Annotated in this window: 19 protein-coding genes; 12 read left to right on the top strand and 7 right to left on the bottom strand. The window is 70.6% G+C overall.

Annotated features, from left to right (window positions below; translation table 11 throughout):
- Nucleotides 1–21 precede the first annotated feature (21 nt).
- Nucleotides 22–1659: a molybdopterin-dependent oxidoreductase gene (locus ACYQ78_RS05885; protein WP_459799639.1), complete on the bottom strand. Its 1638-nt coding sequence runs from the start codon at nt 1657–1659 to the stop codon at nt 22–24.
- A 72-nt stretch (nt 1660–1731) separates the two neighbouring features.
- On the opposite strand from ACYQ78_RS05885, the gene ACYQ78_RS05880 reads away from it, so the two are divergent.
- Genes ACYQ78_RS05880 through ACYQ78_RS05870 form a run of 3 tightly spaced genes read left to right on the top strand, consistent with a single transcriptional unit; the run spans nt 1732 to nt 6872 of the window.
- Nucleotides 1732–3201 carry an MFS transporter gene (locus tag ACYQ78_RS05880; protein WP_459799638.1) on the top strand — a complete coding sequence of 490 codons (1470 nt, stop codon included), beginning with the start codon at nt 1732–1734 and terminating at the stop codon, nt 3199–3201.
- A 21-nt stretch (nt 3202–3222) separates the two neighbouring features.
- Nucleotides 3223–5103: a protein kinase domain-containing protein gene (locus tag ACYQ78_RS05875; protein WP_459799637.1), complete on the top strand. Its 1881-nt coding sequence runs from the start codon at nt 3223–3225 to the stop codon at nt 5101–5103.
- A complete protein-coding gene (locus ACYQ78_RS05870) occupies nt 5100–6872 on the top strand; it encodes a protein kinase domain-containing protein (protein ID WP_459799636.1) in 1773 nt (590 codons plus the stop codon). The genes ACYQ78_RS05875 and ACYQ78_RS05870 overlap by 4 nt, the downstream gene beginning before the upstream one ends.
- Here ACYQ78_RS05870 and ACYQ78_RS05865 read toward each other — a convergent pair.
- Nucleotides 6869–7990 (bottom strand): epoxide hydrolase family protein, encoded by a 1122-nt coding sequence (locus ACYQ78_RS05865; RefSeq protein ID WP_459799635.1) that lies wholly within the window; start codon nt 7988–7990, stop codon nt 6869–6871. The two genes, ACYQ78_RS05870 and ACYQ78_RS05865, sit on opposite strands and share 4 nt — an antisense overlap.
- A gap of 63 nt (nt 7991–8053) precedes the next feature.
- Here ACYQ78_RS05865 and ACYQ78_RS05860 point away from each other — a divergent pair, with 63 nt between their 5' ends.
- Nucleotides 8054–9001 (top strand): helix-turn-helix transcriptional regulator, encoded by a 948-nt coding sequence (locus ACYQ78_RS05860; protein ID WP_459799634.1) that lies wholly within the window; start codon nt 8054–8056, stop codon nt 8999–9001.
- Here ACYQ78_RS05860 and ACYQ78_RS05855 read toward each other — a convergent pair.
- Nucleotides 8998–9402 carry a hypothetical protein gene (locus ACYQ78_RS05855; RefSeq protein WP_459799633.1) on the bottom strand — a complete coding sequence of 135 codons (405 nt, stop codon included), beginning with the start codon at nt 9400–9402 and terminating at the stop codon, nt 8998–9000. The two genes, ACYQ78_RS05860 and ACYQ78_RS05855, sit on opposite strands and share 4 nt — an antisense overlap.
- A gap of 52 nt (nt 9403–9454) precedes the next feature.
- On the opposite strand from ACYQ78_RS05855, the gene ACYQ78_RS05850 reads away from it, so the two are divergent.
- The 3 genes from ACYQ78_RS05850 (at nt 9455) to ACYQ78_RS05840 (ending at nt 11777) form a co-directional block, all read left to right on the top strand.
- Complete coding sequence (locus tag ACYQ78_RS05850; protein ID WP_459799632.1) at nt 9455–10138, top strand: response regulator transcription factor; 684 nt, start codon at nt 9455–9457, stop codon at nt 10136–10138.
- Nucleotides 10135–11379 carry a sensor histidine kinase gene (locus ACYQ78_RS05845; RefSeq protein ID WP_459799631.1) on the top strand — a complete coding sequence of 415 codons (1245 nt, stop codon included), beginning with the start codon at nt 10135–10137 and terminating at the stop codon, nt 11377–11379. Before ACYQ78_RS05850 ends, ACYQ78_RS05845 begins: the two co-directional genes overlap by 4 nt.
- A 74-nt stretch (nt 11380–11453) precedes the next feature.
- Nucleotides 11454–11777, top strand: coding sequence for a PepSY domain-containing protein (locus tag ACYQ78_RS05840; RefSeq protein ID WP_459799630.1), 324 nt, complete (start codon nt 11454–11456; stop codon nt 11775–11777).
- Nucleotides 11778–11915: 138 nt separating this feature from the next.
- Here the strand turns inward: ACYQ78_RS05840 and ACYQ78_RS05835 are convergent, their stop codons facing one another.
- On the bottom strand, nt 11916–12719 hold the full coding sequence (locus ACYQ78_RS05835; RefSeq protein WP_459799629.1) for an SAM-dependent methyltransferase: 804 nt from the start codon (nt 12717–12719) through the stop codon (nt 11916–11918).
- Nucleotides 12720–12823: 104 nt separating this feature from the next.
- Between ACYQ78_RS05835 and ACYQ78_RS05830 the strand changes: the two genes are divergently transcribed.
- Nucleotides 12824–13354 carry a hypothetical protein gene (locus ACYQ78_RS05830; RefSeq protein WP_459799628.1) on the top strand — a complete coding sequence of 177 codons (531 nt, stop codon included), beginning with the start codon at nt 12824–12826 and terminating at the stop codon, nt 13352–13354.
- 176 nt (nt 13355–13530) lie between these two features.
- On the opposite strand, the gene ACYQ78_RS05825 is transcribed toward ACYQ78_RS05830, so the two are convergent.
- Nucleotides 13531–14115, bottom strand: a complete 585-nt coding sequence (locus ACYQ78_RS05825; RefSeq protein WP_459799757.1) for an MBL fold metallo-hydrolase — start codon at nt 14113–14115, stop codon at nt 13531–13533.
- A 5-nt stretch (nt 14116–14120) separates the two neighbouring features.
- A complete protein-coding gene (locus ACYQ78_RS05820; RefSeq protein WP_459799627.1) occupies nt 14121–15209 on the bottom strand; it encodes an S-(hydroxymethyl)mycothiol dehydrogenase in 1089 nt (362 codons plus the stop codon).
- A 12-nt stretch (nt 15210–15221) separates the two neighbouring features.
- Here ACYQ78_RS05820 and ACYQ78_RS05815 point away from each other — a divergent pair, with 12 nt between their 5' ends.
- A complete protein-coding gene (locus tag ACYQ78_RS05815; RefSeq protein WP_459799626.1) occupies nt 15222–15995 on the top strand; it encodes a class I SAM-dependent methyltransferase in 774 nt (257 codons plus the stop codon).
- On the opposite strand, the gene ACYQ78_RS05810 is transcribed toward ACYQ78_RS05815, so the two are convergent.
- Nucleotides 15949–16848 (bottom strand): bile acid:sodium symporter family protein, encoded by a 900-nt coding sequence (locus ACYQ78_RS05810; RefSeq protein ID WP_459799625.1) that lies wholly within the window; start codon nt 16846–16848, stop codon nt 15949–15951. The genes ACYQ78_RS05815 and ACYQ78_RS05810 overlap by 47 nt on opposite strands.
- A 113-nt stretch (nt 16849–16961) precedes the next feature.
- Here ACYQ78_RS05810 and chvE point away from each other — a divergent pair, with 113 nt between their 5' ends.
- From chvE to mmsB, 3 genes are read left to right on the top strand one after another with little or no spacing between them, the layout of a single operon-like run.
- Entirely contained in the window at nt 16962–18077 is a 1116-nt protein-coding gene (gene chvE / locus ACYQ78_RS05805) for a multiple monosaccharide ABC transporter substrate-binding protein (protein WP_459799624.1), read from the top strand.
- Nucleotides 18074–19609 carry a multiple monosaccharide ABC transporter ATP-binding protein gene (gene mmsA, locus ACYQ78_RS05800; RefSeq protein WP_459799623.1) on the top strand — a complete coding sequence of 512 codons (1536 nt, stop codon included), beginning with the start codon at nt 18074–18076 and terminating at the stop codon, nt 19607–19609. The genes chvE and mmsA overlap by 4 nt, the downstream gene beginning before the upstream one ends.
- A gap of 37 nt (nt 19610–19646) precedes the next feature.
- Complete coding sequence (mmsB, locus tag ACYQ78_RS05795) at nt 19647–20894, top strand: multiple monosaccharide ABC transporter permease (protein WP_459799622.1); 1248 nt, start codon at nt 19647–19649, stop codon at nt 20892–20894.
- The last annotated feature ends 8 nt before the right edge of the window (nt 20895–20902 follow it).

The raw sequence follows: 20902 nt of genomic DNA, 5'->3' as shown, positions 1-20902 counted from the left end.
AGATCCTCTTTCTTGTACGGGTCACGGGACCGTGACCACGATCGAGTGGTGGCCGGTGGCGCCGTCCGGGAAGGGCGGCACGCGGGCCACCTGCTGGGTTCGTCCGGCGCCGTCGGTGGCGCGGACCTCCAGGCGGTGGGTTCCCGGGGTGGCCTGCCAGGTCCAGGTCCACTGGCGCCAGGTGTCGATGCCGGGCACCTCGGCCAGGCGGGCCGGTGACCAGGGGCCGTCGTCGGCGCGGACCTCGACGGCGGCGACGCCTCGGCGCTGGGCCCAGGCGACCCCGGCGACCTGGACGGGTCCGGGCTGCACCCTGGCTAGTGGGGCGGGGACGTCGATGCGGGACATCGTCTTGATCTCGCCGTCGGGGGCCCAGCCCCGGCGGACCCAGTAGGCCTGTTCGGCGGCGAACGTGGTGAGCTTCAGTTCGACGACCCATTTGGTGGCGGAGGCGTAGCCGTACAGGCCGGGGATGACCATGCGGGCGGGGAAGCCGTGCTCGGCGGGCAGCACGTCGCCGTTCATGGCGACGGCGAGGAGGGCGTCGCGGCCGTCCATGACGGCGGTGAGCGGGGTGCCGCAGGTGAAGCCGTCGGCGGAGGTGCTGAGGAGCTGGTCCGCCCCTCTCCGCACTCCGGCCTCGCGGAGCAGGTCGAGGAGGGGCGCGCCGAGCCACCGGGCGTGACCGGCGTAGGGGCCGCCCACCTCATTGGACACGCAGGTCAGAGTGATGTCACGTTCCACGAGCGGGCGCGCGAGGAGGTCGGCGAAGTCGATCTCCAGGGGGCGGTCGACCATTCCGGTGATCCGCAGCGTCCAGTTACGGGGGTCCACCCTGGGGACGACCAGGGCGGTGTCCACCCGGTAGAAGTCCCGGTTCAAAGTGGTGAACGGAGTGAGCCCGGGGACCCGCAGATCGACTCCGGCGGGCAACGGCTTCGCGGGGCTCGCGGGCCGGGGCAACCGGAACGTCGCCGCCACCGCCTGCCCGGCACCGGCCACCCGCCCGGCCACTCCCCCGACCGCCGCCGCAATGAGTAGCCCGAACGAGCCGACCAAAAGAATCCGGCGGCCCTCCGATCCAGGGCCTCTCGACGCCCACCCCTTCGACGCTCGCCTCTCCGCCCAGGAGCTCTCCGGCACACGCTCGTTGAACCTCCGGCCTCCATACGATCCAGCCGCCGAAAGTGATGCGGCCGCCAAACGCGGCCCCTCCGGTGCGGAACTCTCCCCCGGCGGTCGCACGCGTTGGCCATCTGACGCCACGGCCAGCCACAACGCCGCTGATCCGGCCAGGCCTGAGACGACTGAAGGGACCACGTCGAGCAGGTCCGCCCCCGGCCGACCGGCCGCCACCAACGCGGCGAACCCAGCGCCGCACCCGATGGCCACCCCTGCGAAAAGGGGTCGGCGCCCGAGGGCCAGCATCACGGCCCCGACCACCACGACCATCGCGCCGATCAGGACGGCCTTGTCGTAGACGCCGAACGTCCGGATCGCGAAGTCCTTCACGCCAGCCGGGGTCGCGTCGATGACCGCTCCGCCCACCGCGACCAGCGGGGACGCCGACGGCCGGACCGCGATCGCGGCCAGCTCCCCCACGCCCAACGCCACGGCCGCCGCGAACGCCCCGCGCCACCCACCCCCGATGCCTTTCACGCCAGGTCTTCGGAGCCACCCCCGCCTCGGATTGCCCTGACTTCACAGATCGCAGCCAGCAGACGACAAAACGTGATCGACAAGGCCGGGGAAGGGTACGCAAGCCGGGTGGCCACCACGTGTTCCCGGCCCGGCGTCGTGCTGGCCATCTGCTGTGTCAGCGTGTTCATCGTCGGTATGGACAGCAGCATCCTCAACGTCGCGCTGCCCTCGATCCAGCACGCCTTCGGCGCCTCGATCTCGGGCGCCCAGTGGACGCTGGACGCCTACACCCTCACCCTCGCCTCGTTCCTGATGCTGTCGGCCTCCACCGCCGACCGGATCGGGCGGCGGAAGGTGTTCCAGACCGGGCTGGCCATCTTCACCACCGGTTCGCTGCTGTGCAGTCTGGCCTCCAGCCTGGAGACTCTGATCCTGTTCAGGGTGCTCCAGGCCGTGGGTGGCAGCATGCTCAACCCGGTCGCCATGTCGATCATCACCAACACGTTCACCGAGCCCAGAGAACGGGCCAGGGCGATCGGGGCGTGGGGTGGCGTGGTCGGGGTCAGTGTCGCGGCCGGGCCGCTCATCGGCGGGGCGCTGGTCGAGTTCATCGACTGGCGGGCGGTGTTCTGGGTGAACGTGCCGATCGGGATCACGGCGTTCGTGCTGGCGATGCGGGACGTGCCGGAGTCGAAGGCGGCGCACACCCGCAGGTTCGATCCGGCGGGGCAGATCCTCGTCATCGCCACGGTCTTCCTGCTGACGTTCGGGATCATCGAGGCGCCTCGGGTGGGCTGGGGGTCACCGCAGACCGTTCTGTGTCTGCTCGCCGCGGCGGCGGCGCTGCTCGCGCTCATCGCGGTGGAGCTGCACAAGACCGAACCGCTGCTGGACATCAGGTTCTTCAAGGCTCCACCCTTCGCGGGGGCCACCTCGATCGCGCTGATCCTGTTCACCGCCCAGGGCGGGTTCCTGCTGCTGAACACGCTGTACCTGCAGGACATCCGGGGGTTCTCACCGCTGCAGGCGGGGGTGACGATCCTGCCGATGCCCGCGCTGATGGCGCTGTCGGGGCCGATCTCGGGGCGGGTCGTGGGGAGATACGGGCCGCGGCCGTCGATGGTCACCGGCAGCATCGCCGCGATCTGCGCGGGACTGCTCGCCGCCGTGCCGGCCGAGCTTCCCACGGGCCTGCGCATGTACGTCTGTTACGCCCTCATGGGGATCGGCATCGGCTGGATGAACGCCGCGATCACGACGACGGCCGTCTCGGGGATGCCGAACGCGCAGGCGGGGGTGGCGGCGGGGATCACCTCGACCATGCGGCAGACGGGGGTCTCACTCGGGGTGGCGATCGTCGGGAGTGTCCTCGCCTCGCACCTTCCGGTGCTGGTGCCGGGTCCGGAGTTCACGGCGGCCTACCGCACCAGCTGGGCGATCATCGTGACCTGCGGGGTGCTGGTGCTGACCATCGGGGTGCTCACGACGGGGCGGTGGGCGCAGCGGGCGGTCTACAAGCAGGTGCACAAACATCCGATGGAGAAGATGTGGCATCCGTAAGTATGCGCCCATAATGTCCGCATGGGGCGCGCCGTTCCGCTGGGGCCCGACGATCCCACCGTCGTCGGGGAATACCGGATCACCGGAAAGATCGACGAGCCGGGGCCGGAGGACGCCTACCTGGCCACCGATCCACACGGGACGCCGGTCGTCATCCGGCTGCTGGCGGCCGTCGCGGAGCCGGAGAGGGTCACGGCCGCGGTCGGGCCGCTCAAAGGGGTGCCCGCCTTCTGCGTCGCGCAGGTTCTGGGGAGCGGGACGCTCGGCGATCGGCCCTTCGTGGTCTCCGAACATGTGGACGGCCCCACTTTGGCGGAAGCCGTACAAGAAAACGGGGTTCTGAGCGGGGCGGCGCTGCACCGGCTCGCGGTGGGGACCATGAGCGCGGTCGTCGCCATCCACCAGGCGGGGGTGCTGCACGGCGACATCCGGCCCGGGACGGTCGTGCTCGGGCCCGACGGTCCCCGAGTGGCCGATTTCGGATTGAACGAGGCGCTGCGCAGCTCCGAGACCACGGTGACGCGGCACGTGGGGAAGCCCGCCTACCGGGCACCCGAGGAGTTCACCGACGCGGAGGCGGGTGCCCCGGCCGACGTGTTCGCGTGGGCGGCGACGATGGTGTTCGCGGCCACCGGGCGCGATCCGTTCGCCGGAGACTCGGTCGCGACGACGGTCAACCGGGTGCTGCACGACCCGCCGGATCTCGGCGGGATCGACGCCGACCTGCGGGCCGTCCTGTCGGCCTGCCTGGCCAAGCGGCCCGTCGACCGGCCGGTCGCCAGCGACGTGCTGTTACGTCTCATCGGTGAGGAGTCGCTGTTACAGGTCACCGGGCGGGTGGTGCCGCCGGTGACGCGGCGGCGCCGGCCTCCGTGGCGGCTCGGCGCGGCGTTCCTGGCGGGGGCGGTGGTCGCGGGGCTCGTGGTGTTCCTCGCCGTGCCGCCCCGGGTCGAGGTCGTGCGTGTGCCGATGGCGCAGCCCTCGGTGACGACGGCGGCGACCGTCTCGGTGGAGCTCGACTCGGTGCCCGAGAAGACGACCGAGGTCAAGATCCCCGGCACCCCGATCGTGCTGCACGAGAGCCCCGACGACCCGGTGCGGCTGAACAGCTACCTGCAGCTCGACGACCCGTTCGCCGCGTACGTCCGGCGCGCCGACGGCACGGTGACGGAGGTCGGGCGCGGGGTGGAGCCCGTGGTGTCGCCCGACGGGAAACGGGTGGTGACCAGCCCGTGGATCAAATACCTGAACTCCGACTACGACCACGTCACCATCCGCGACCTCGCGACCAGTGCCGAGTTCACCGTGAACACGGTGCAAAAACCGCTCCAGACGCTCGTGCCGAACTGGTCGCGCGACGGGACGAAGGTCCTGCTCACGGTTGAGGACTCGAAAGAGGAACGCACGGTCGGGTTCGTCGTCGTCGACGTCAACGCGCGGACGGCGAGCTTCGTGGAGACCGAGTACACCAGCGCGGAGAACTTCCCGTTCTCGTTCACCCCCGACGGCCAGGTCGCGCACGGTTACACCGACGGCCGCAGCCGCGGCATCGAGATCTACGACACCAAGGGCCTGGTGATCCGGACGCTCCACTGGGTGGGCATCCCCCGCGACCGGAGCTGGTTCAGCCCGTCGGGCAAGAGCCTGGCCACGCTCTGCCCGAACTCCGACGACATCTGCGTCTGGGACATGGGGTCCGGCGCCCGGGTGGCGACGGTGCCGACCCCGAAGGACGCCTTCTGGCAGGGGTGGTTCACCGACCGCCACTTCCTCGTGCGGGTGCCGACCAAGAAGGGCTACGAACTCCGGGTCATGGACCTGCTCGGCGCGGTCGAACGGGTACTGGTGACCGTCGAGCAGGAGAAGGAGAGCGCCTTCTTCCGCTTCGGCGTACTCCCATGATGATCGGCGGCCACCGGATCGTGGGGCAGCTCGGATCCGGCGGCCAGGGGGTCGTCTACCTGGGCGAATCGCCCTCCGGGGAGCAGGTCGCGGTCAAGGTGCTGCGCGGCGGCGACGTCGGGGCGTTCCTGGCCGAATCGGAGATGGTCCGCCGGGTGCGCACCTTCTGCACCGCGCAGGTGCTGGAGACCGGCGTGGCCGACGGGTCGCCCTACATCGTCAGCGAGTACGTCGAGGGGCCCAGCCTGGCCTTCGCGCTGGCCGAACGCGGGCCGATGAAGGGCGCCGAACTGGGGCGGCTGGCCATCGGGACGATGACGGCGCTCGCGGCGATCCACCGGGCCGGGGTGGTGCACCGCGACTTCAAACCCGCCAACGTGCTGCTCGGGCGCGACGGGCCGCGCGTGATCGACTTCGGCATCGCCCAGCTGGGCGACTCGACCGCTTCCGATGTCGTCGGTACGCCGCCCTACATGGCCCCCGAGCAGTTCAGGGGCGGCCCGGCGGGGCCACCGTCCGATCTGTTCGCGTGGGGGTCGACGATCGTGTGCGCGGCGACCGGACGGCCGCCGTTCGGGACCGGACCCGTGCCCGCCGTCATCAACCGCATCCTCAACCGGGAACCGGAACTGGGCGAACTCGACGGAGAGCTGCGCGACCTGGTGACGGCCTGCCTGGACAAGGACCCGGCGGCCCGGCCGACGGCGCAGGCGGCGCTGATGCGGCTGCTCGGGGAGCAGACCCTCCCCCCGCAGGAAGCCCCGGCCCGGTCCGGGAGCAGGAGGTGGTGGCCCGCGGTCGCGATCGGGGCCGCGGTCGCGGTGACCGTGGCCGTGGTGGTGACCCGGCCGGAACCGCCCGCGCCGAAGCCCGCGCCTCCTCCGGCCGTCGCGCCGGTCGTGGCGAGGCCGATGGCCGCGACCTCCACGGTCGACGTGGAGATCGAGTCGCTCGGCATCACGCTGCACGAGAACCCCGACGACGGGCTCTGGGTCTCCTCCTATGAGGACTCCCGGGGCGACGGCGAAGCGAGCTATGTCCGCGACCCCGCCACCGGGGAGTTCACCTCCATCGGCAACCTGGCCGACCCGCTGGTCTCCCCCGGCGGCCGGTTCGTGGCGATCCTGCCGGGGAACCGGGTGCTGGCCCCCGATTCCGACTTCGTCAGGTTCACCGACCGGCTGACCGGCACGACCCGTGAGGTGAAGACGGTCGCCCGGCCCGCGCTGGGCCGGACGCCCGTCTGGTCGGCCGACGGCACGCGGCTGCTGATGACCGTCAGGGGGAGCGAGGCGGACTCCCCCGCCACCGGCTTCGTCGTCGTCGACCCGGTCACCGGGGTCTCGGTTGCCGAGGACCTCGCGGTGCCCGGTTCTGAGCCGTTCCGCTGGGGGCCGGAGAGCGGCACGCTCGCCCGCGAGACCGGCGGCACGACCACGATCTACTCCCTCACCGGCGAGGTCGTCAGAGAGCTGAAGGACACCGGCGACCTCTACGCCACCCGCGACGGCGCCCTGCTGACCGGCTGCGACGACGGCCGGGTCTGCGTGCTCGACGCCCTCACCGGCGAAGAACGCAGCCGGTTCGCCCTGGCCGAAGGGCTGAGCGTCGACGGCTGGCTCGACGGCGAGCACGTCCTGGTGAGCCGGCGCGGCAAGGAGAGGTTCGAGGTCATGCTGTACGACCTCACCGGCAAGCGGACCAGGATCATCGCCGACGGCCCCGACGAGGTGTTCCCCGACATGCGCCTCATCTGGACGGCCCGCTAGATCGTGCGGAAGAAGGTGCGGATGTCGTCGGCGAGCAGCTCCGGCTCCTCCATCGCCGGGAAGTGACCTCCCTCGGCGAACTCGCTCCAGTGGCCGATCGCCTTGTCCGGGTCCATCGTGCGGCGCAGGAGCGGGTGGGTGTCGAACACGGCCCATCCGGTCGGCACGCCGAAGCCCATGAGGATGTCGACCCCGGAGTGCTCGGACTCCCAGTAGAACTGCGCGCTCGACTCACCGCTGCGGGTGAACCAGTAGAGGCTGATGTTCGTGAGGAGCTGGTCGCGGTCGACCGACTCGTCGGGCGTCCGGAGGTCGCCGCGGCGCCTGGTCTTGAACTTCTCGGCGATCCACGCGAGCTGGCCGACCGGTGAGTCGGTGAGCGCCGCGCCGATCGTGTCGGGACGGTGGTTCTGCATCAGGAGATACCCGTGGTCGGCCGCGGCCTCGGCGCGCACCGCCGTGATCTGGGCGATCTCGTCGTCGGACAGGTCGTCGGGGTAGGGGAACTTGACGCCGACCAGCCCGAGCAGCAGGGGGTCGGCGCCGATGTGGGTGCCGATGACGCGCTCCGGATAGAGCGCCGCCAGGCGGCCGACCGTGCCAGAGCCCATGTCGGTGCCGTGGGCCGCGAACCTCTCGTAGCCGAGCCGCGTCATGATCTCGGCGAAGGCCTCCGTCGTCCGGGCCAGTTCCCAGCCGGTCGACGACAGCGGGGTGGAGAAGCCGAAGCCGGGCGGCGACGGGATGACCACGTGGAAGTCGTCGGTGAGCAGCGGGATGAGCCGCTGGTATTCGACGAACGACCCCGGCCAGCCGTGGTTGAGCATCAGCGGGGTGGCCTCCGGGTTCGCCGACCGCACGTGGACGATGTGGAACGTCTGGCCGTCGACGACCGTGGTGAACTGGTCGTAGGCGTTGAGCTTCGCCTCCTGCTCCCGCCAGTCGAAGCCGTCGCGCCAGTAGTCGGCGAGCTCGTCCAGGTAGGCCTGCGGGATGCCGCGGCTGAAGTCGGCGCGGTCGTCCCGGCCCGGCACGGCGATCGGCCGGCGGGTGTGGGTCAGGCGGTGGCGCAGGTCGTCGAGGTCGGCCTGCGGGATGTCGATGCGGAAAGGTCTCATGGCGGAGACGGTTCCAGGCAATGCGGAAGGTTTGCTTCCGCGATCGGCGGCAGGATGGGGAACATGCTGGAAACCTCGACCCGCCTGCTCGAACTGCTGTCCCTGCTCCAGCTCAAACGCGACTGGACGAGCTCCGAACTCGCCGACCGCCTCGGCGTGAGCACGCGGACCGTCCGGGCCGACATCGGCAGGCTGCGGTCGATCGGCTACCCCGTCGACGCGCGCCCCGGCGTCGCGGGCGGCTACCGGCTGGCCGCCGGAACGGCGATGCCCCCGCTCCTGCTCGACGACGACGAGGCCGTGGCCGTCGCGGTCGGGCTGGGCGCGGTGGCGACCCAGCGGCTCGGCGTCGAGGAGACCTCGCTCACCGCGCTCGCGAAGCTGGAGCAGGTGCTGCCCTCGCGCCTGCGCCGTCGCGTCGAGGCGGTCCGCGAGGCGACGAGCGTCGTTCCGGGGGCCGGGCGTCCGCTCGACCTCTCGGTGCTCGGCGCGGTCGCCGCCGCGATCCGCGGCCGTGAACGGCTCCGCTTCGGCTACACCAAGCCCGGCGGCGACGAAGAGGCCCGGCACATCGAACCGCAGCGGCTGGTGACCTGGGGAACGCTCTGGTACCTACTGGCGTGGGACCTCGACCGCGACGACTGGCGGGTCTTCCGGGTCGACCGCATGGCACCGCGCCCGCCGACGGGTGCCCGGTTCCGGCCGCGCGCGCTCCCGGCGGACGACGTCGTCGAGTACGTCGTCGAACGCGTCAGCAGAGGGACCTGGAAGTACCGCGCCCGCATCCTCGTGTACGCACCCGCCGCCGAGGTCGCCGCGAAGATCCGCATCCCGGTCGACATCGAGGCGGTCGACACGACCACGTGCCGGGTCGAGCTGGGTTCCGACGACCCCCACCGGCTCGCGCTGTGGCTGGCCCAGCTCGACGTCGACCTCGAGGTGATCGACGGAGCCGAGCTCGCGGCGGCGTTCGACCGCCTCGCGACGAGGTTCCGGCGCGCGGCCGGCTAGTCGTCGGTGCCCCGGCTCACCGACGCGACCGGTCCGGGGCAGCGGACCGTCACGGTGGTCGTGCGGTCGTCGTCCGACTCGAAGGTCACCGAGGCCGAGGGGGCCGGGCCGCGTTCGACGTCCTCCACGCCGTGGCCCTGGCCCGGGGTCCACGACAGCAGCACGGCCCGGCCGCCCGAGCAGGCGGCGGTGACCGACCCCTCCTCGTAGGCGAAGCTGCCTCCGGCCCGCAGGGTCACGCCCGGTGGCGGTGGGGGCAGCGCCGAGGCGGTGACCAGGATCCTCTCCGCCTCCGCCTGGCTCAATACGTCACCGGGCGCGATGAGGGAGACCGCCCAGACGCCCACGCTCGTGGCGCAGGCCGCGGCCAGCAGCCATCCGGCCCATCCCGCTGCGCGCATCGTCCGCCTTTCCGAGGGAACTGGGCAGGGACTACCCCGGAAAGGCGGTCGGATGGCACACCTGCTTCTCGTCGAGGACGACCCCCAGGTCAGATCGGCCCTCACGCGGGCGCTCACCGGTCTGGGGCACGCCGTCAGCTCGGCGCCGCAGGGCATGGCGGGGCTGACCCGGGCGCTGGAGGACAGGCCCGATCTCGTGGTGCTCGACCTCGGGCTGCCCGACGTCGACGGGTGTGAGGTGCTGCGGATGTTACGGGCGGTCAGCGCGGTCCCGGTGATCGTGGCGACAGCCAGGGACGCCGAGCCGGAGATCGTGAAGGCGCTCGACGCGGGCGCCGACGACTACCTCGTGAAACCGTTCGGCGCGGCCCAGCTCGACGCGCGGGTGCGCGCGGTGCTGCGGCGCGGCCGGGAGCAGGGCGAACCCGAGGTGATCGTCGTGGGCGGGCTGCGGGTGGAACCGGCGGCGCGGGAGGCCACGCTCGACGGGCGGCGGCTCGACCTGACGCCGAAGGAGTTCGACCTGCTGCACCACCTCGCCGCCCGCGCCGGGCAGGTGGTGCAGAAACGCGAACTGCTGGCGGAGATCTGGCGGATGGCCTACGGCGGCGGCGACAAGACGGTCGACGTGCACCTGTCGTGGCTGCGGCGCAAGCTCGGCGAGACCGCGCAGACCCCGCGCTACCTGCACGCCGTGCACGGGGTCGGCGTGAAGATCGTCGACCCGACCCGGTGAGGCGGCGGCTGGCGTCGCTGGCGCTGGCGACGACCTCGCTGGTGCTGGTGGCGTTCCTGGTCCCGCTGGCCGTGCTGGTGCAGGCGCTGGCCGCCGAACGCGCCACCGCCACGGCGGCGGCGTGGGCCGGTTCGGTCGCCGCGACGGCCGCGTTGGGCGACCGCGACGCGCTGGCCGCCGCGATCGCGCAGGCCGACGTGCCCGTGACCGTGTTCCTGCCCGGCGACCGGTTCGTCGGCGCGCCCGCCGCCAGGGGGCCGGGCGTGCGGCTGGCGGAGCTCGGCCGGAGCCTGACCGTCGACACGCCGCAAGGGCGCGAGGTGCTGGTGGCGGTGCAGGGCGACGGCACGACGGTGGTCAGGGCGCTGGTCTCCCCCGAGCGGCTGCGCGAGGGCGTGACCCGGACCTGGCTGGTGCTCGGCCTGATGGGGCTGGCGCTGCTGGCCGTGGGGGCGCTGGTCGCCGACCGGCTGGCCCGGTCGCTGATCGGCCCGGTGGCCGACGCGGCGGGCGTGGCCCGGCGGCTGGGCGGTGGAGATCTGGCCGCGCGGGTGACGCCCGGCGGCCCGCCGGAGGTCCGCGACGTCGGCGCGGCGCTCAACCAGCTCGCCGGCCGGATCGACGGCCTGCTGCGGCGCGAGCGCGAGTCGGTCGCCGATCTGTCCCACCGGCTGCGCACTCCCGTGACGGCGCTGCGGCTGGAGGTCGACGCGATGCGCGACCGGGAGGACGCCGCCCGGGTGGGCGCGGCGGTGGCCGGGGTCGAGCGCATGGTCACCCAGGTCATCACCGAGGCCCGCCGCTCGGGCGCGGAACCCGGCCCGGCCTGCGACGCGGCGCTCGTGGTGGCCGAGCGGGTCGCGTTCTGGTCGGCGCTGGCCGACGACCAGAACCGCCCTCGTTCTGTACGGCTTGCGCCGGGACCCCTGCCCGTCCCGGTCCGCGCCGAAGACCTCGCCGCGCTCGTCGACCTGCTGCTGGAGAACGTGTTCGCGCACACCCCCGAAGGCACGCCCTTCACGGTCGAGCTGACCGCCCGCCCCGGCGGCGCGGTGCTGACGGTCGCCGACGAGGGGCCCGGGTTCGGTCGTGACCTGGTCGAACGGGGGGCCAGCGGGGCCGGGTCGACCGGGCTGGGGCTGGACATCGCCCGGCGGACCGCCGAGGAGTCGGGTGGCGAACTGCGGGTGCGGAACGGGGCGGTCGGCGCGGAGGTGGTCGCGGACTTGGGGATTCGTTAGGGAATCGGCAGGGCGCCGATAGGGCGCGCTCTCCGATGGTGGAGGAACGGAACGACACCAGAAGGAGAACCGATATGCGCAGGAAGACCGTCATCGCCACCGGCGTGCTCGCCGCCGCCCTGGCCGCGGGCGTGGCCGGGGTCGGGATCGCCTCGGCCGACAGCGAGGACACCCCCGACCAGGCGCCCACCACCCGCCCGGCCGTGCTGGTCGACGCCGCGCAGCGCACCGCGCTCGGGCAGGTCGCAGGGGGCTGGGTCGTCTCGTCCGACCTGGAGGGCACGACGTGGGAGATCGAGGTCGCCGGTACCGACGGGGTCGTCAAGGAGGTGTACGTCGACGCCGCCAAGGGTTCGATCGTGCAGGAACCGGCCGACGACGACAACGATGACGACTGATTCGGCTTCAGGCCGTGGATCGCCTGACCTCAGGCGGGAGCCGTAACGGAAGTCAGGGCTTGTGAAGACGGCGGCCGGCCCGGTCCGGCCGCCGCTTCGAAGCTGAGGCCCGCGCGCGACGGTGCCTGAAATCGAACGCTACGGCTTCCGCGCGACGGCGCCGTAGGAGTCGATGGGGCGTTCGTAGAGGTTGGGGTGCCACTGCGACAGCGGGACCAGGCCGGGCTCGACGAACTCGAGGCCGTCGAAGACCGACTTCAGTTCCTCGACGCTGCGCAGGTAGTAGGGCACGCCGCCCGATTCGACCAGCTTGTCGGCGCCGTCGCCGATCTCGTCGCCCTCGGTGCTGTCCCAGAAGATCATGTAGCTGCCCGACGGGACCTCGTTCATGACCCGGTCGACGATCGACTTGAGCTCGTCGAGCTTCTCGACGTAGCCGAGCACGCCCATGAACATGACGCAGATCGGCTGGGTGAAGTCGAGCACGTTCTTCGCGTCGGAGATGATCAGCTCGGGGTCGTGGTAGTCGGCCTCGACGTAGGTCGTGACGCCCTGCGGGGTCGTGTTGACCAGCAGCGCGCGGGCGTGCACCAGCACCATCGGGTCGTTGTCGACGTAGACGATCCGCGCGTCGGGGTGCACGCCCTGGGCGACCTCGTGGGTGTTCTGCATGGTCGGCAGGCCGGTGCCGATGTCGAGGAACTGCTTGACGCCGCCCTGCTCGGCGACCCAGCCGACGGCGCGGATGAGGAACTTCCGCGACTGCTTGGCCATCGTCACGATGTCGGGGTAGACCGACGCGACCGCGTCACCCGCCTGGCGGTCGGCGGCGTAGTTGTCCTTGCCGCCCATCCAGTAGTTCCAGATGCGCGCGGCGTGCGGCACATTGGTGTTCAGCTTGGCCGCGTAGTCGGCGCGCGGGTTCGTTAAGTCGTCGGCCATTTCGGCTCCCTGTACGGAAAATGTTCCGGGACGTCAAGATCATACTTTCTGTGGCACAGAGCGTTACAAGCGAACCCCAAGTCGAGTCCGCCACGATGGGCGATATGAGCGAGTTCACCGATGTGTTCACCGGAGTCACCCCTGGCCGCAGGGGTCCCGGCCCCCTGGGGAAAATCATCCTGATCGTGCTGTGGCTGATCGTCTGCGCCACACCCGTCTACTTCGCGGTGCCGTCGCTGCAACTCGCCACCGGCCAGATCGGCACACCGGGCCTGCTGACCGTGGTGTCGTGCGAAAAGCTCGGTCAGGGCCGGTACGACTGCAAGGGCTCCTTCCAGCCCGACACGGGCGGCCCGGCGATCCCGGTCGACGCCTCCCCCGACTCGAACGCGGGCGACGTCGAGCGAGCCCAGCTGACCCCTGCGGGCGACCGGGCCGAACCGACCGGGACGAAGGGCGTGTTGGCGGCGCTGGCCCTGGTCGGGGTGGGGCTCGGCGGGCTGGGCTACCTGCCCTACGTGCTCATGTACTGGGCGGGCCTGCCGGGCCGCCGGTTCGCGGCCATCGCCGGCGCGGTACTGACGGCGGCCGGCCTGCTCTTGGCCATCGTGGGCGTCGGGGCCGCGGTGGCTTAAAGCTGCTCGTGCGTGCGGGGGCCGCGTCAGTCGGGGCTCACCTCGGTGCCGGTTCGTCTTGAGCGCAGGTTCGTCTTGGCGGCGCCGGTGCGGCGAGGGGTGTCACCTGCGTAGGCGGCGCATGGGAACGGTGAGCGCCTTCTCGCGCGGGTCGGCGCGCGAGAAGGCGTGACGCATCAGCTTTCGGCCGCGATCGTGGTGTCCGGGCCGTGGCCCGTTTTCACGACCGTCTCGGGCGGCAAGGTGAGCAGCCTCGCCCCGATCGAGGCCACGATCGTGTCGTGGTCGGAGAACGACCGCCCGGTCGCGCCGGGACCGCCCTGGAACAGGGTGTCGCCCGTGAAGACGACGCCCAGGTCGGGGGCGTGGAAGCAGCAGGCGCCGGGTGCGTGGCCCGGGGTGTGCAGGACCGTCAGGGTCGTGCCGCCGACCTCGATCGTCTGGCCGTCGGCCAGTTCGCCGTCGGGAGCCCGGTCGGGGTGGGTGAGCTCCCACACCGGCAGGTCGGCGGGGTGCAGCAGGATCGGGGCGCCGGTCGCCTCGGCCAGCGCGGGAGCCTGGCGCACGTGGTCGTCGTGGGCGTGGGTGGCCAGGATGGCCTTGACCCGGCGGCCGCCGACCACCTTCAGGATCGCGTCGACGTCATGGGGCGCGTCGAAGACGACGCACTCCTCGTCGTCGCCGAGGACCCAGACGTTGTTGTCGACGTCGAAGGTCTGCCCGTCGAGGCTGAACGTCCCCGACGTCACCGCGTGATCGATACGGGTCACTTCCAGACCACCACGGACCGCAGCACCTCACCGTGGTGCATCTTCTCGAACGCGCCCTCGACCCCGTCGAGCGGGATGGTCTCCGACACGAACGCCGCCAGGTCGATGCGCCCCTGGAGGTGCAGGTCGATCAGCATCGGGAAGTCGCGCGAGGGCAGGCAGTCGCCGTACCACGACGACTTGAGCGAGCCACCGCGCCCGAACACGTCGAGCAGCGGCAGTTCCAGCTTCATCTCCGGCGACGGCACGCCGACGAGGACCACGGTCCCGGCCAGGTCACGGGCGTAGAAGGCCTGCTCGTACGTCTTCGGGATGCCCACGGCGTCGATCACGACGTCGGCGCCGTGCCCGCCGGTCAGCTCGCGGATCGCCTCGACGGCGTCGGCCGACGAGGAGTCGACCGTGTGGGTCGCGCCCAGGTTCTTCGCCCATTCGAGCTTGCGCCCGTCGATGTCGACCGCGATGATCTTCGCCGCGCCGGCCAGCCGGGCGCCCATGACCGCCGCGATGCCGACCCCGCCCGCGCCGATGACCGCGACCGAGTCGCCCCGGCCGACGTTGCCGGTGTTCATGGCCGCGCCGAAGCCCGCCATGACCCCGCAGCCCAGCAGCCCGGCGACCGCCGCGCCTGCGGACGGGTCGACCTTGGTGCACTGCCCGGCGGCGACGAGCGTCTTGTCGGCGAACGCGCCGATGCCCAGCGCCGGGGACAGCGGTGTCCCGTCGGCCAGGGTCATCTTCTGCGTGGCGTTGTGGGTGTTGAAGCAGTACCAGGGACGTCCGCGCAGACAGGCGCGGCACTGCCCGCAGACGGCGCGCCAGTTGAGGATGACGAAGTCACCCGGCTCGACCTCGGTGACCCCTTCGCCGACCGCCTCGACGATCCCGGCGGCCTCGTGGCCGAGCAGGAACGGGAAGTCGTCGTTGATCGCGCCTTCCCGGTAGTGCAGGTCGGTGTGGCAGACGCCGCACGCCTCCACCCGGACCAGGGCCTCACCCGGGCCCGGGTCGGGCACGAGAATCGTCTCCAACGTCACCGGGGCGCCTTTGGCCCGGGCCACCACTCCGCGTACTTCATGTGTCATGGACCGATTGTGATGGACTGGATCTCCGACCGGAAGGAGCGCGACGTGCCCCCGAGAGACGACGATCTGTTCAAAGGCGCGGCCGACTACTACGAACTCGGCCGCCTCCCCTACGCCGCGCAGCTGCCCGAGGCCCTCGCCAAGGACCTCGGTCTCGGCCCCGAGTCGGTGCTGGCCGACATCGGCTGCGGTCCGGGCCTGCTCGCGGTCGGGCTGGCGCCCTACTGCGGCCGGGTGATCGGCGTCGATCCCGATCCCGACATGCTGGCCAGGGGGCGCCGGCGGGACCCCTCGATCACGTGGCTGCGGGCGCGGGCCGAGGATCTGGCGTTCGAGCCGGGCGAGCTCGACGCGGTCGTGTTCGGGCGGTCGTTCCACTGGACCGACCGGCCGCTGATGGCCGCCCGGCTGCGGGGCTTCGTCCGCCGGGGTGGCCATCTGGTGCTGGTCTCCGAGATCCACCGTCCGGCCCGCATTCCGCAGCAGGTCAAGGAGCTGATCGCCGAGTTCCTCGGCGCCTACCGGCTGCCGAAGCTCGGCGACGAGGAGGAGATCCTGGCCGAAGCGGGGTGGCAGGGGCCGAAACGGCTGACCCTGCGCACCGAGGGGACGCTGACGCGCGATCCGGAGACCCGGATCGCCGAGATCTACTCGATGTCGACGTCCACCCGCCACCGCTTCGGCGAGCGGCTGCCGGAGTTCGACCGGCGGCTGCGGGAGCTGCTGTCGGAGCCGGAGGTCATCCCTTTTCCGGCGACGCTGGCTCGGATCTGGACCAACCCCTGACCAGATAACCGAAGATCAATGTTGTCGCGAACATCAGCACTCCGTACACCGCGGGGGGCACGGCCATCGTCGAGTTGTTGAGCAGCGACGGGCTGAGCGCGATCGTGATGGCCAGGGTGCTGTTGTGGATGCCGATCTCCATGCCCGACGCGATGGCCTGGCGGCGCTCGACGCGGAACAGCCGGGGCAGCCAGTAGCCGATCGTCAGGCTGAGGGCCGAGAACAGCACCGCCACGGCGCCCACTCCGGCGAGGTGGTCGAGGAGGCGCTCGCGTTCCTGGACGATCGCGCCGACGATCACGATCGCCAGCACGACGGCCGAGGCGATCCTGACCGGTCTGTCGGCCCGCTCGGCGAAGCCCGACTTCCAGCGGCGCACCAGCATGCCGATCACGACCGGGATCAGGACCAGCGCGAAGACCTGGATGACCTTGTCGGCCTGGAGCCCGAGTTCGCTCCCGCCCTCGACGAAGTGGCCGATCGACAGGTTGACCACGAGCGGGAGGGTGAACGCGGCCAGCACCGAGTTGACCGCCGTGAGGGTCACGTTCAGGGCGACGTCGCCGCCGAACAGGTGGCTGTAGAGGTTGGCGGTGGTGCCGCCGGGTGAGGCGGCGAGCAGCATCATGCCGACCGCCAGGAGGGGTTCGAGGTCGAACAGGACGACCAGCCCGAAGCAGAGCGCGGGCAGGATGAGCACCTGCGCGACCAGGGCGATCACGACGGCCTTGGGCCGGGAGGCCACGTTGGCGAAGTCCTGCCAGGTCAGCGACAGGCCGAGGCCGAACATGATGAGGGCGAGCGCGGCGGGGAGCGCGACGGTGGTGAGGATCGACTGCTGCAAGCGGAACACCGCATTTCTCAGGGGGTTCGCCCGGTTGTAACAGCAGTCGCCGCGACGATCAAGGGTCAGCGGATCTTACTGAACCGGTTGACACGATTCGTGTTAGCGATAACAGTCAGACCATGAAGGACGTGAGATTCCCCCGAATCACCGCCACCCTCGTCCTGGCTCTCGCGTTGGCCGCGTGCGGTTCCACCGAGAAGACCGTCGACGTGGAGGCGTCCCAGTCGGCCGCCGCCGGTAACGCCGGTGCCCTGGTCGGGGTGACGATGCCCACCAAGTCGTCCGAACGCTGGATCTCGGACGGCGACAACGTGAAGGCGGGGCTGGAGAAGCTCGGCTACCAGGTCGACCTCCAGTACGCCGAGAACGACATCCCCACCCAGATCAACCAGATCGAGAACCAGATCACCAAGGGCGCCAAGCTGCTGATCGTCGCCTCGATCGACGGCACCGCGATCACCACGCAGCTCCAGGAGGCGGCGGACAAGAAGATCCCGGTCATCGCCTACGACCGGCTGATCCGCAACTCCCCCAATGTCGGCTACTACGCCACCTTCGACAACTTCAAGGTCGGCGTGCAGCAGGCGACGTCCCTGCTCAAGGGCCTCAAGGTGGACGACTCCACCAAGGGCCCGCTCAACGTCGAGCTGTTCGCCGGGTCGCCCGACGACAACAACGCGACGTTCTTCTTCAACGGCGCGATGTCGGTGCTCCAGCCGTACATCGACAAGAAGGTCCTGTCCGTGAAGAGCGGGCAGACCGATTTCTCGACGGTCGCGATCCTGCGCTGGGACCCGGCCACGGCGCAGAAGCGCATGGAGGACATCCTCACCAAGACCTACAGCGGCGGCGACCACGTCGACGGCGTGCTGTCCCCTTACGACGGACTGTCGATCGGGATCCTGTCGGCGCTGAAGTCGAACGGCTACGGGACCTCCGACCAGCCCTACCCGATCGTGACCGGGCAGGACGCCGAGCTCGCCTCGGTGAAGTCGATCATCGCGGACGAGCAGTACTCGACGATCTACAAGGACACCCGCCAGCTCGCCGACGTGACGGTGAAGATGACCGACGCCCTGCTCAAGGGCCAGACCCCCGAGGTCAACAACACCACCGACTACGACAACGGCAACAAGGTCGTCCCGTCGTACCTGCTCGAACCGGTGATCGTCGACAAGTCCAACACCCAGACGCTCGTCGACTCCGGCTACTACGAGGCCTCCGAACTGCAATGACCGCCGACATCCTGCGCATGCGGGAGATCACCAAGACCTTCCCCGGCGTACGGGCGCTTCAGGACGTGAACCTGTCCGTGCGCCGGGGCGAGATCCACGCGATCTGCGGCGAGAACGGCGCCGGGAAGTCGACGCTGATGAAGGTGCTGTCGGGCGTCTACCCGCACGGCTCCTACGACGGCGAGATCACCTTCGACGAGCGCGAGTGCCGTTTCGGCGGCATCCGCGACAGCGAGCAGCTCGGCATCGTCATCATCCACCAGGAGCTGGCGCTCTGCCCGCAGCTGTCGATCGCCGAGAACATCTTCCTCGGCAACGAGCGCTCGCGGCGTGGCCTCATCGACTGGAACCGCACCAACCACGAGGCGAAGGAGCTGCTCGACCGGGTCGGCCTGCGGGAGAACCCCGTCACCACCGTCTCGGACATCGGGGTCGGCAAGCAGCAGCTCGTCGAGATCGCCAAGGCGCTGTCCAAAGAGGTCAAGCTCCTGATTCTGGACGAACCCACCGCCGCCCTCAACGACGAGGACTCCACCCACCTGCTCGACCTGCTCCGGGGCCTGCGCGCCGAGGGCATCACCTGCGTCATCATCTCGCACAAGCTCAACGAGATCGCCGCCATCGCCGACCGGGTGACCATCCTGCGCGACGGCCACACGATCGACACCCTCGACATGCGCGCGGGCGACGTGACGGAGGACCGCATCATCTCCCTCATGGTCGGCCGCGACCTGGAACACCGCTTCCCGCCGCACGAACCGTCGATCGGCGACGAGGCGTTCCGCATCGAGGACTGGACCGTGCACTCCGCCGACCGGCTCGTGGTGTCGAAAGCCTCTTTGTCGGTACGCCACGGCGAGATCGTCGGCCTCGCGGGGCTCATGGGCGCGGGCCGGACGGAGCTCGCGATGAGCGTCTTCGGCCGGTCGTACGGCGTCGACATCTCCGGCCGCATCTACCGCGACGGCCGCCTCGTGGAGATCAAGACCGTCCGCGACGCGATCAGCAACGGCATCGCCTACGCGACCGAAGACCGCAAACGCTACGGCCTGAACCTCATCGAGGACGTCAAGCGCAACATCTCCGCCGCCGACCTGAGCCGCCTCGCGAAGAGGGGCTGGGTCGACGACAACGAGGAGTACCGCGTCGCCGAGGGCTACCGCCGTGACATGAACATCAAGGCCCCGAGCGTGCTGAGCGTGACGGGCAAGCTGAGCGGCGGCAACCAGCAGAAGGTCGTCCTGTCCAAGTGGATCTTCACCGACGCCGACGTGCTGATCCTCGACGAACCGACCCGGGGCATCGACGTCGGCGCGAAGTACGAGATCTACTCGATCATCAACCGGCTGGCCGACGCGGGGAAGGCCGTCCTGGTCATCTCGTCGGAGCTCCCGGAGCTGCTCGGCCTCTGCGACCGCATCTACGCCCTGTCGGCGGGCCGCATCACGGGCGAACTCCCCCGGCACGAGGCCACCCAGGAACGCCTGATGACGCTCATGACCCATGTGACCAGCAAGGACCCGACCGCATGACCGCCACATATTCCCGAGGCCCCCGCCTGGAGTTCCGATGAGCAGCGTTTCGCCCGCTGACGCGCCGACCGCCCCCGCCGGGCCGCCCCCGGCCGGCCCGGCGCGGACCACGATCTTCGGGGTCTCGCTCAACATCCGGCAGAGCGGGATCTACATCGCGTTCGCGCTGATCGTCGTGCTCTTCACGGTGCTCACCGAGGGCGCGCTGCTCCAGCCGCAGAACATCTCCAACCTCATCGTCCAGAACTCGTACATTCTGATCTTGTCCATCGGGATGATCCTGATCATCATCGCCGGGCACATCGACCTGTCCGTCGGGTCGGTCGTGGCCGTCACCGGGGCGATCGCGGCCGTGCTCATGGTCGACTACGGCGTGCCGTGGCCGGTCGCGCTGCTGCTCACGCTCATCGCGGGCGGGATCATCGGGGCCTGGCAGGGCTACTGGATCGCCTATTTCGGGATCCCGGCCTTCATCGTCACGCTGGCCGGGATGCTGCTGTTCCGGGCGCTGACGCTGACCGTGCTGGGCAACCAGGGCATCGGGCCGTTCCCCGACCCGGTCAGGACGCTCTCGAACGGGTTCACCGACGGCTACCTCGGCAACATCGGGCTCGGGGTGCTCGGCGGGGCCGACCTGTTCTCGCTGCTCATCGGGGTGCTCGCGGTCGGGGGCATGGCGCTGTCGCAGTGGCGGACCAGGGCCGCCCGGCTCGGCTACCGCCAGGCGGTCGATCCGCTGCCGGTCTTCCTGCTGAAGATCGTCACAGCGGCGGCGGTGATCCTGTTCGTGGTGGTCCAGCTCGCCCGGTTCCGGAACCTGCCGTGGGTGCTGGTGCTGCTGACGCTGCTCGTGCTGGCCTACTCACTGATCACGACCCGGGCGGTGTTCGGGCGGCAGATCTACGCGATCGGCGGCAACCTCCAGGCGGCGGTGCTGTCGGGCATCAAGGTCAAGCAGGTCGTGTTCTGGCTGTTCGTGAACATGGGCGTGCTGGCCGCGCTGGCCGGGGTGATCTTCGCCGGACGGCTCAACCAGGCCGGGCCCACCGCGGGCAACACCTTCGAGCTCGACGCGATCGCGGCGGCGTTCATCGGCGGCGCGGCGGTGCAGGGCGGGGTCGGGAAGGTCGTGGGAGCGATCACCGGCGGCCTGATCATGGGTGTGATCAACAACGGCATGTCGCTCATCGGGTCTCCGAGCGAGCGCGTGATGCTTGTCAAGGGCGTTGTTCTGCTGGTGGCGGTGGCATTCGACGTGTGGGCGAAGCGGCGAGCGGCCCGATAGGTCCTACG

The organism is Herbidospora sp. RD11066, from assembly GCF_054661255.1.
The sequence above is the reverse complement of the archived record's forward strand: the minus strand, read 5'-3'. Positions and strand labels throughout refer to the sequence as shown.

Bases quoted from the DNA above. Each gene is read 5' to 3' on its own strand.
- mmsB (WP_459799622.1), top strand. From the start codon at position 19,647: ATGAGCAGCGTTTCGCCCGCTGACGCGCCGACCGCCCCCGCCGGGCCG.
- chvE (WP_459799624.1), top strand. From the start codon at position 16,962: ATGAAGGACGTGAGATTCCCCCGAATCACCGCCACCCTCGTCCTGGCT.
- ACYQ78_RS05865 (WP_459799635.1), bottom strand. From the start codon at position 7,990: ATGAGACCTTTCCGCATCGACATCCCGCAGGCCGACCTCGACGACCTG.
- ACYQ78_RS05860 (WP_459799634.1), top strand. From the start codon at position 8,054: ATGCTGGAAACCTCGACCCGCCTGCTCGAACTGCTGTCCCTGCTCCAG.
- ACYQ78_RS05815 (WP_459799626.1), top strand. From the start codon at position 15,222: ATGGACTGGATCTCCGACCGGAAGGAGCGCGACGTGCCCCCGAGAGAC.
- ACYQ78_RS05830 (WP_459799628.1), top strand. From the start codon at position 12,824: ATGAGCGAGTTCACCGATGTGTTCACCGGAGTCACCCCTGGCCGCAGG.
- ACYQ78_RS05820 (WP_459799627.1), bottom strand. From the start codon at position 15,209: ATGACACATGAAGTACGCGGAGTGGTGGCCCGGGCCAAAGGCGCCCCG.
- ACYQ78_RS05840 (WP_459799630.1), top strand. From the start codon at position 11,454: ATGCGCAGGAAGACCGTCATCGCCACCGGCGTGCTCGCCGCCGCCCTG.
- ACYQ78_RS05870 (WP_459799636.1), top strand. From the start codon at position 5,100: ATGATGATCGGCGGCCACCGGATCGTGGGGCAGCTCGGATCCGGCGGC.
- ACYQ78_RS05835 (WP_459799629.1), bottom strand. From the start codon at position 12,719: ATGGCCGACGACTTAACGAACCCGCGCGCCGACTACGCGGCCAAGCTG.
- ACYQ78_RS05850 (WP_459799632.1), top strand. From the start codon at position 9,455: ATGGCACACCTGCTTCTCGTCGAGGACGACCCCCAGGTCAGATCGGCC.
- ACYQ78_RS05855 (WP_459799633.1), bottom strand. From the start codon at position 9,402: ATGCGCGCAGCGGGATGGGCCGGATGGCTGCTGGCCGCGGCCTGCGCC.
- ACYQ78_RS05875 (WP_459799637.1), top strand. From the start codon at position 3,223: ATGGGGCGCGCCGTTCCGCTGGGGCCCGACGATCCCACCGTCGTCGGG.
- mmsA (WP_459799623.1), top strand. From the start codon at position 18,074: ATGACCGCCGACATCCTGCGCATGCGGGAGATCACCAAGACCTTCCCC.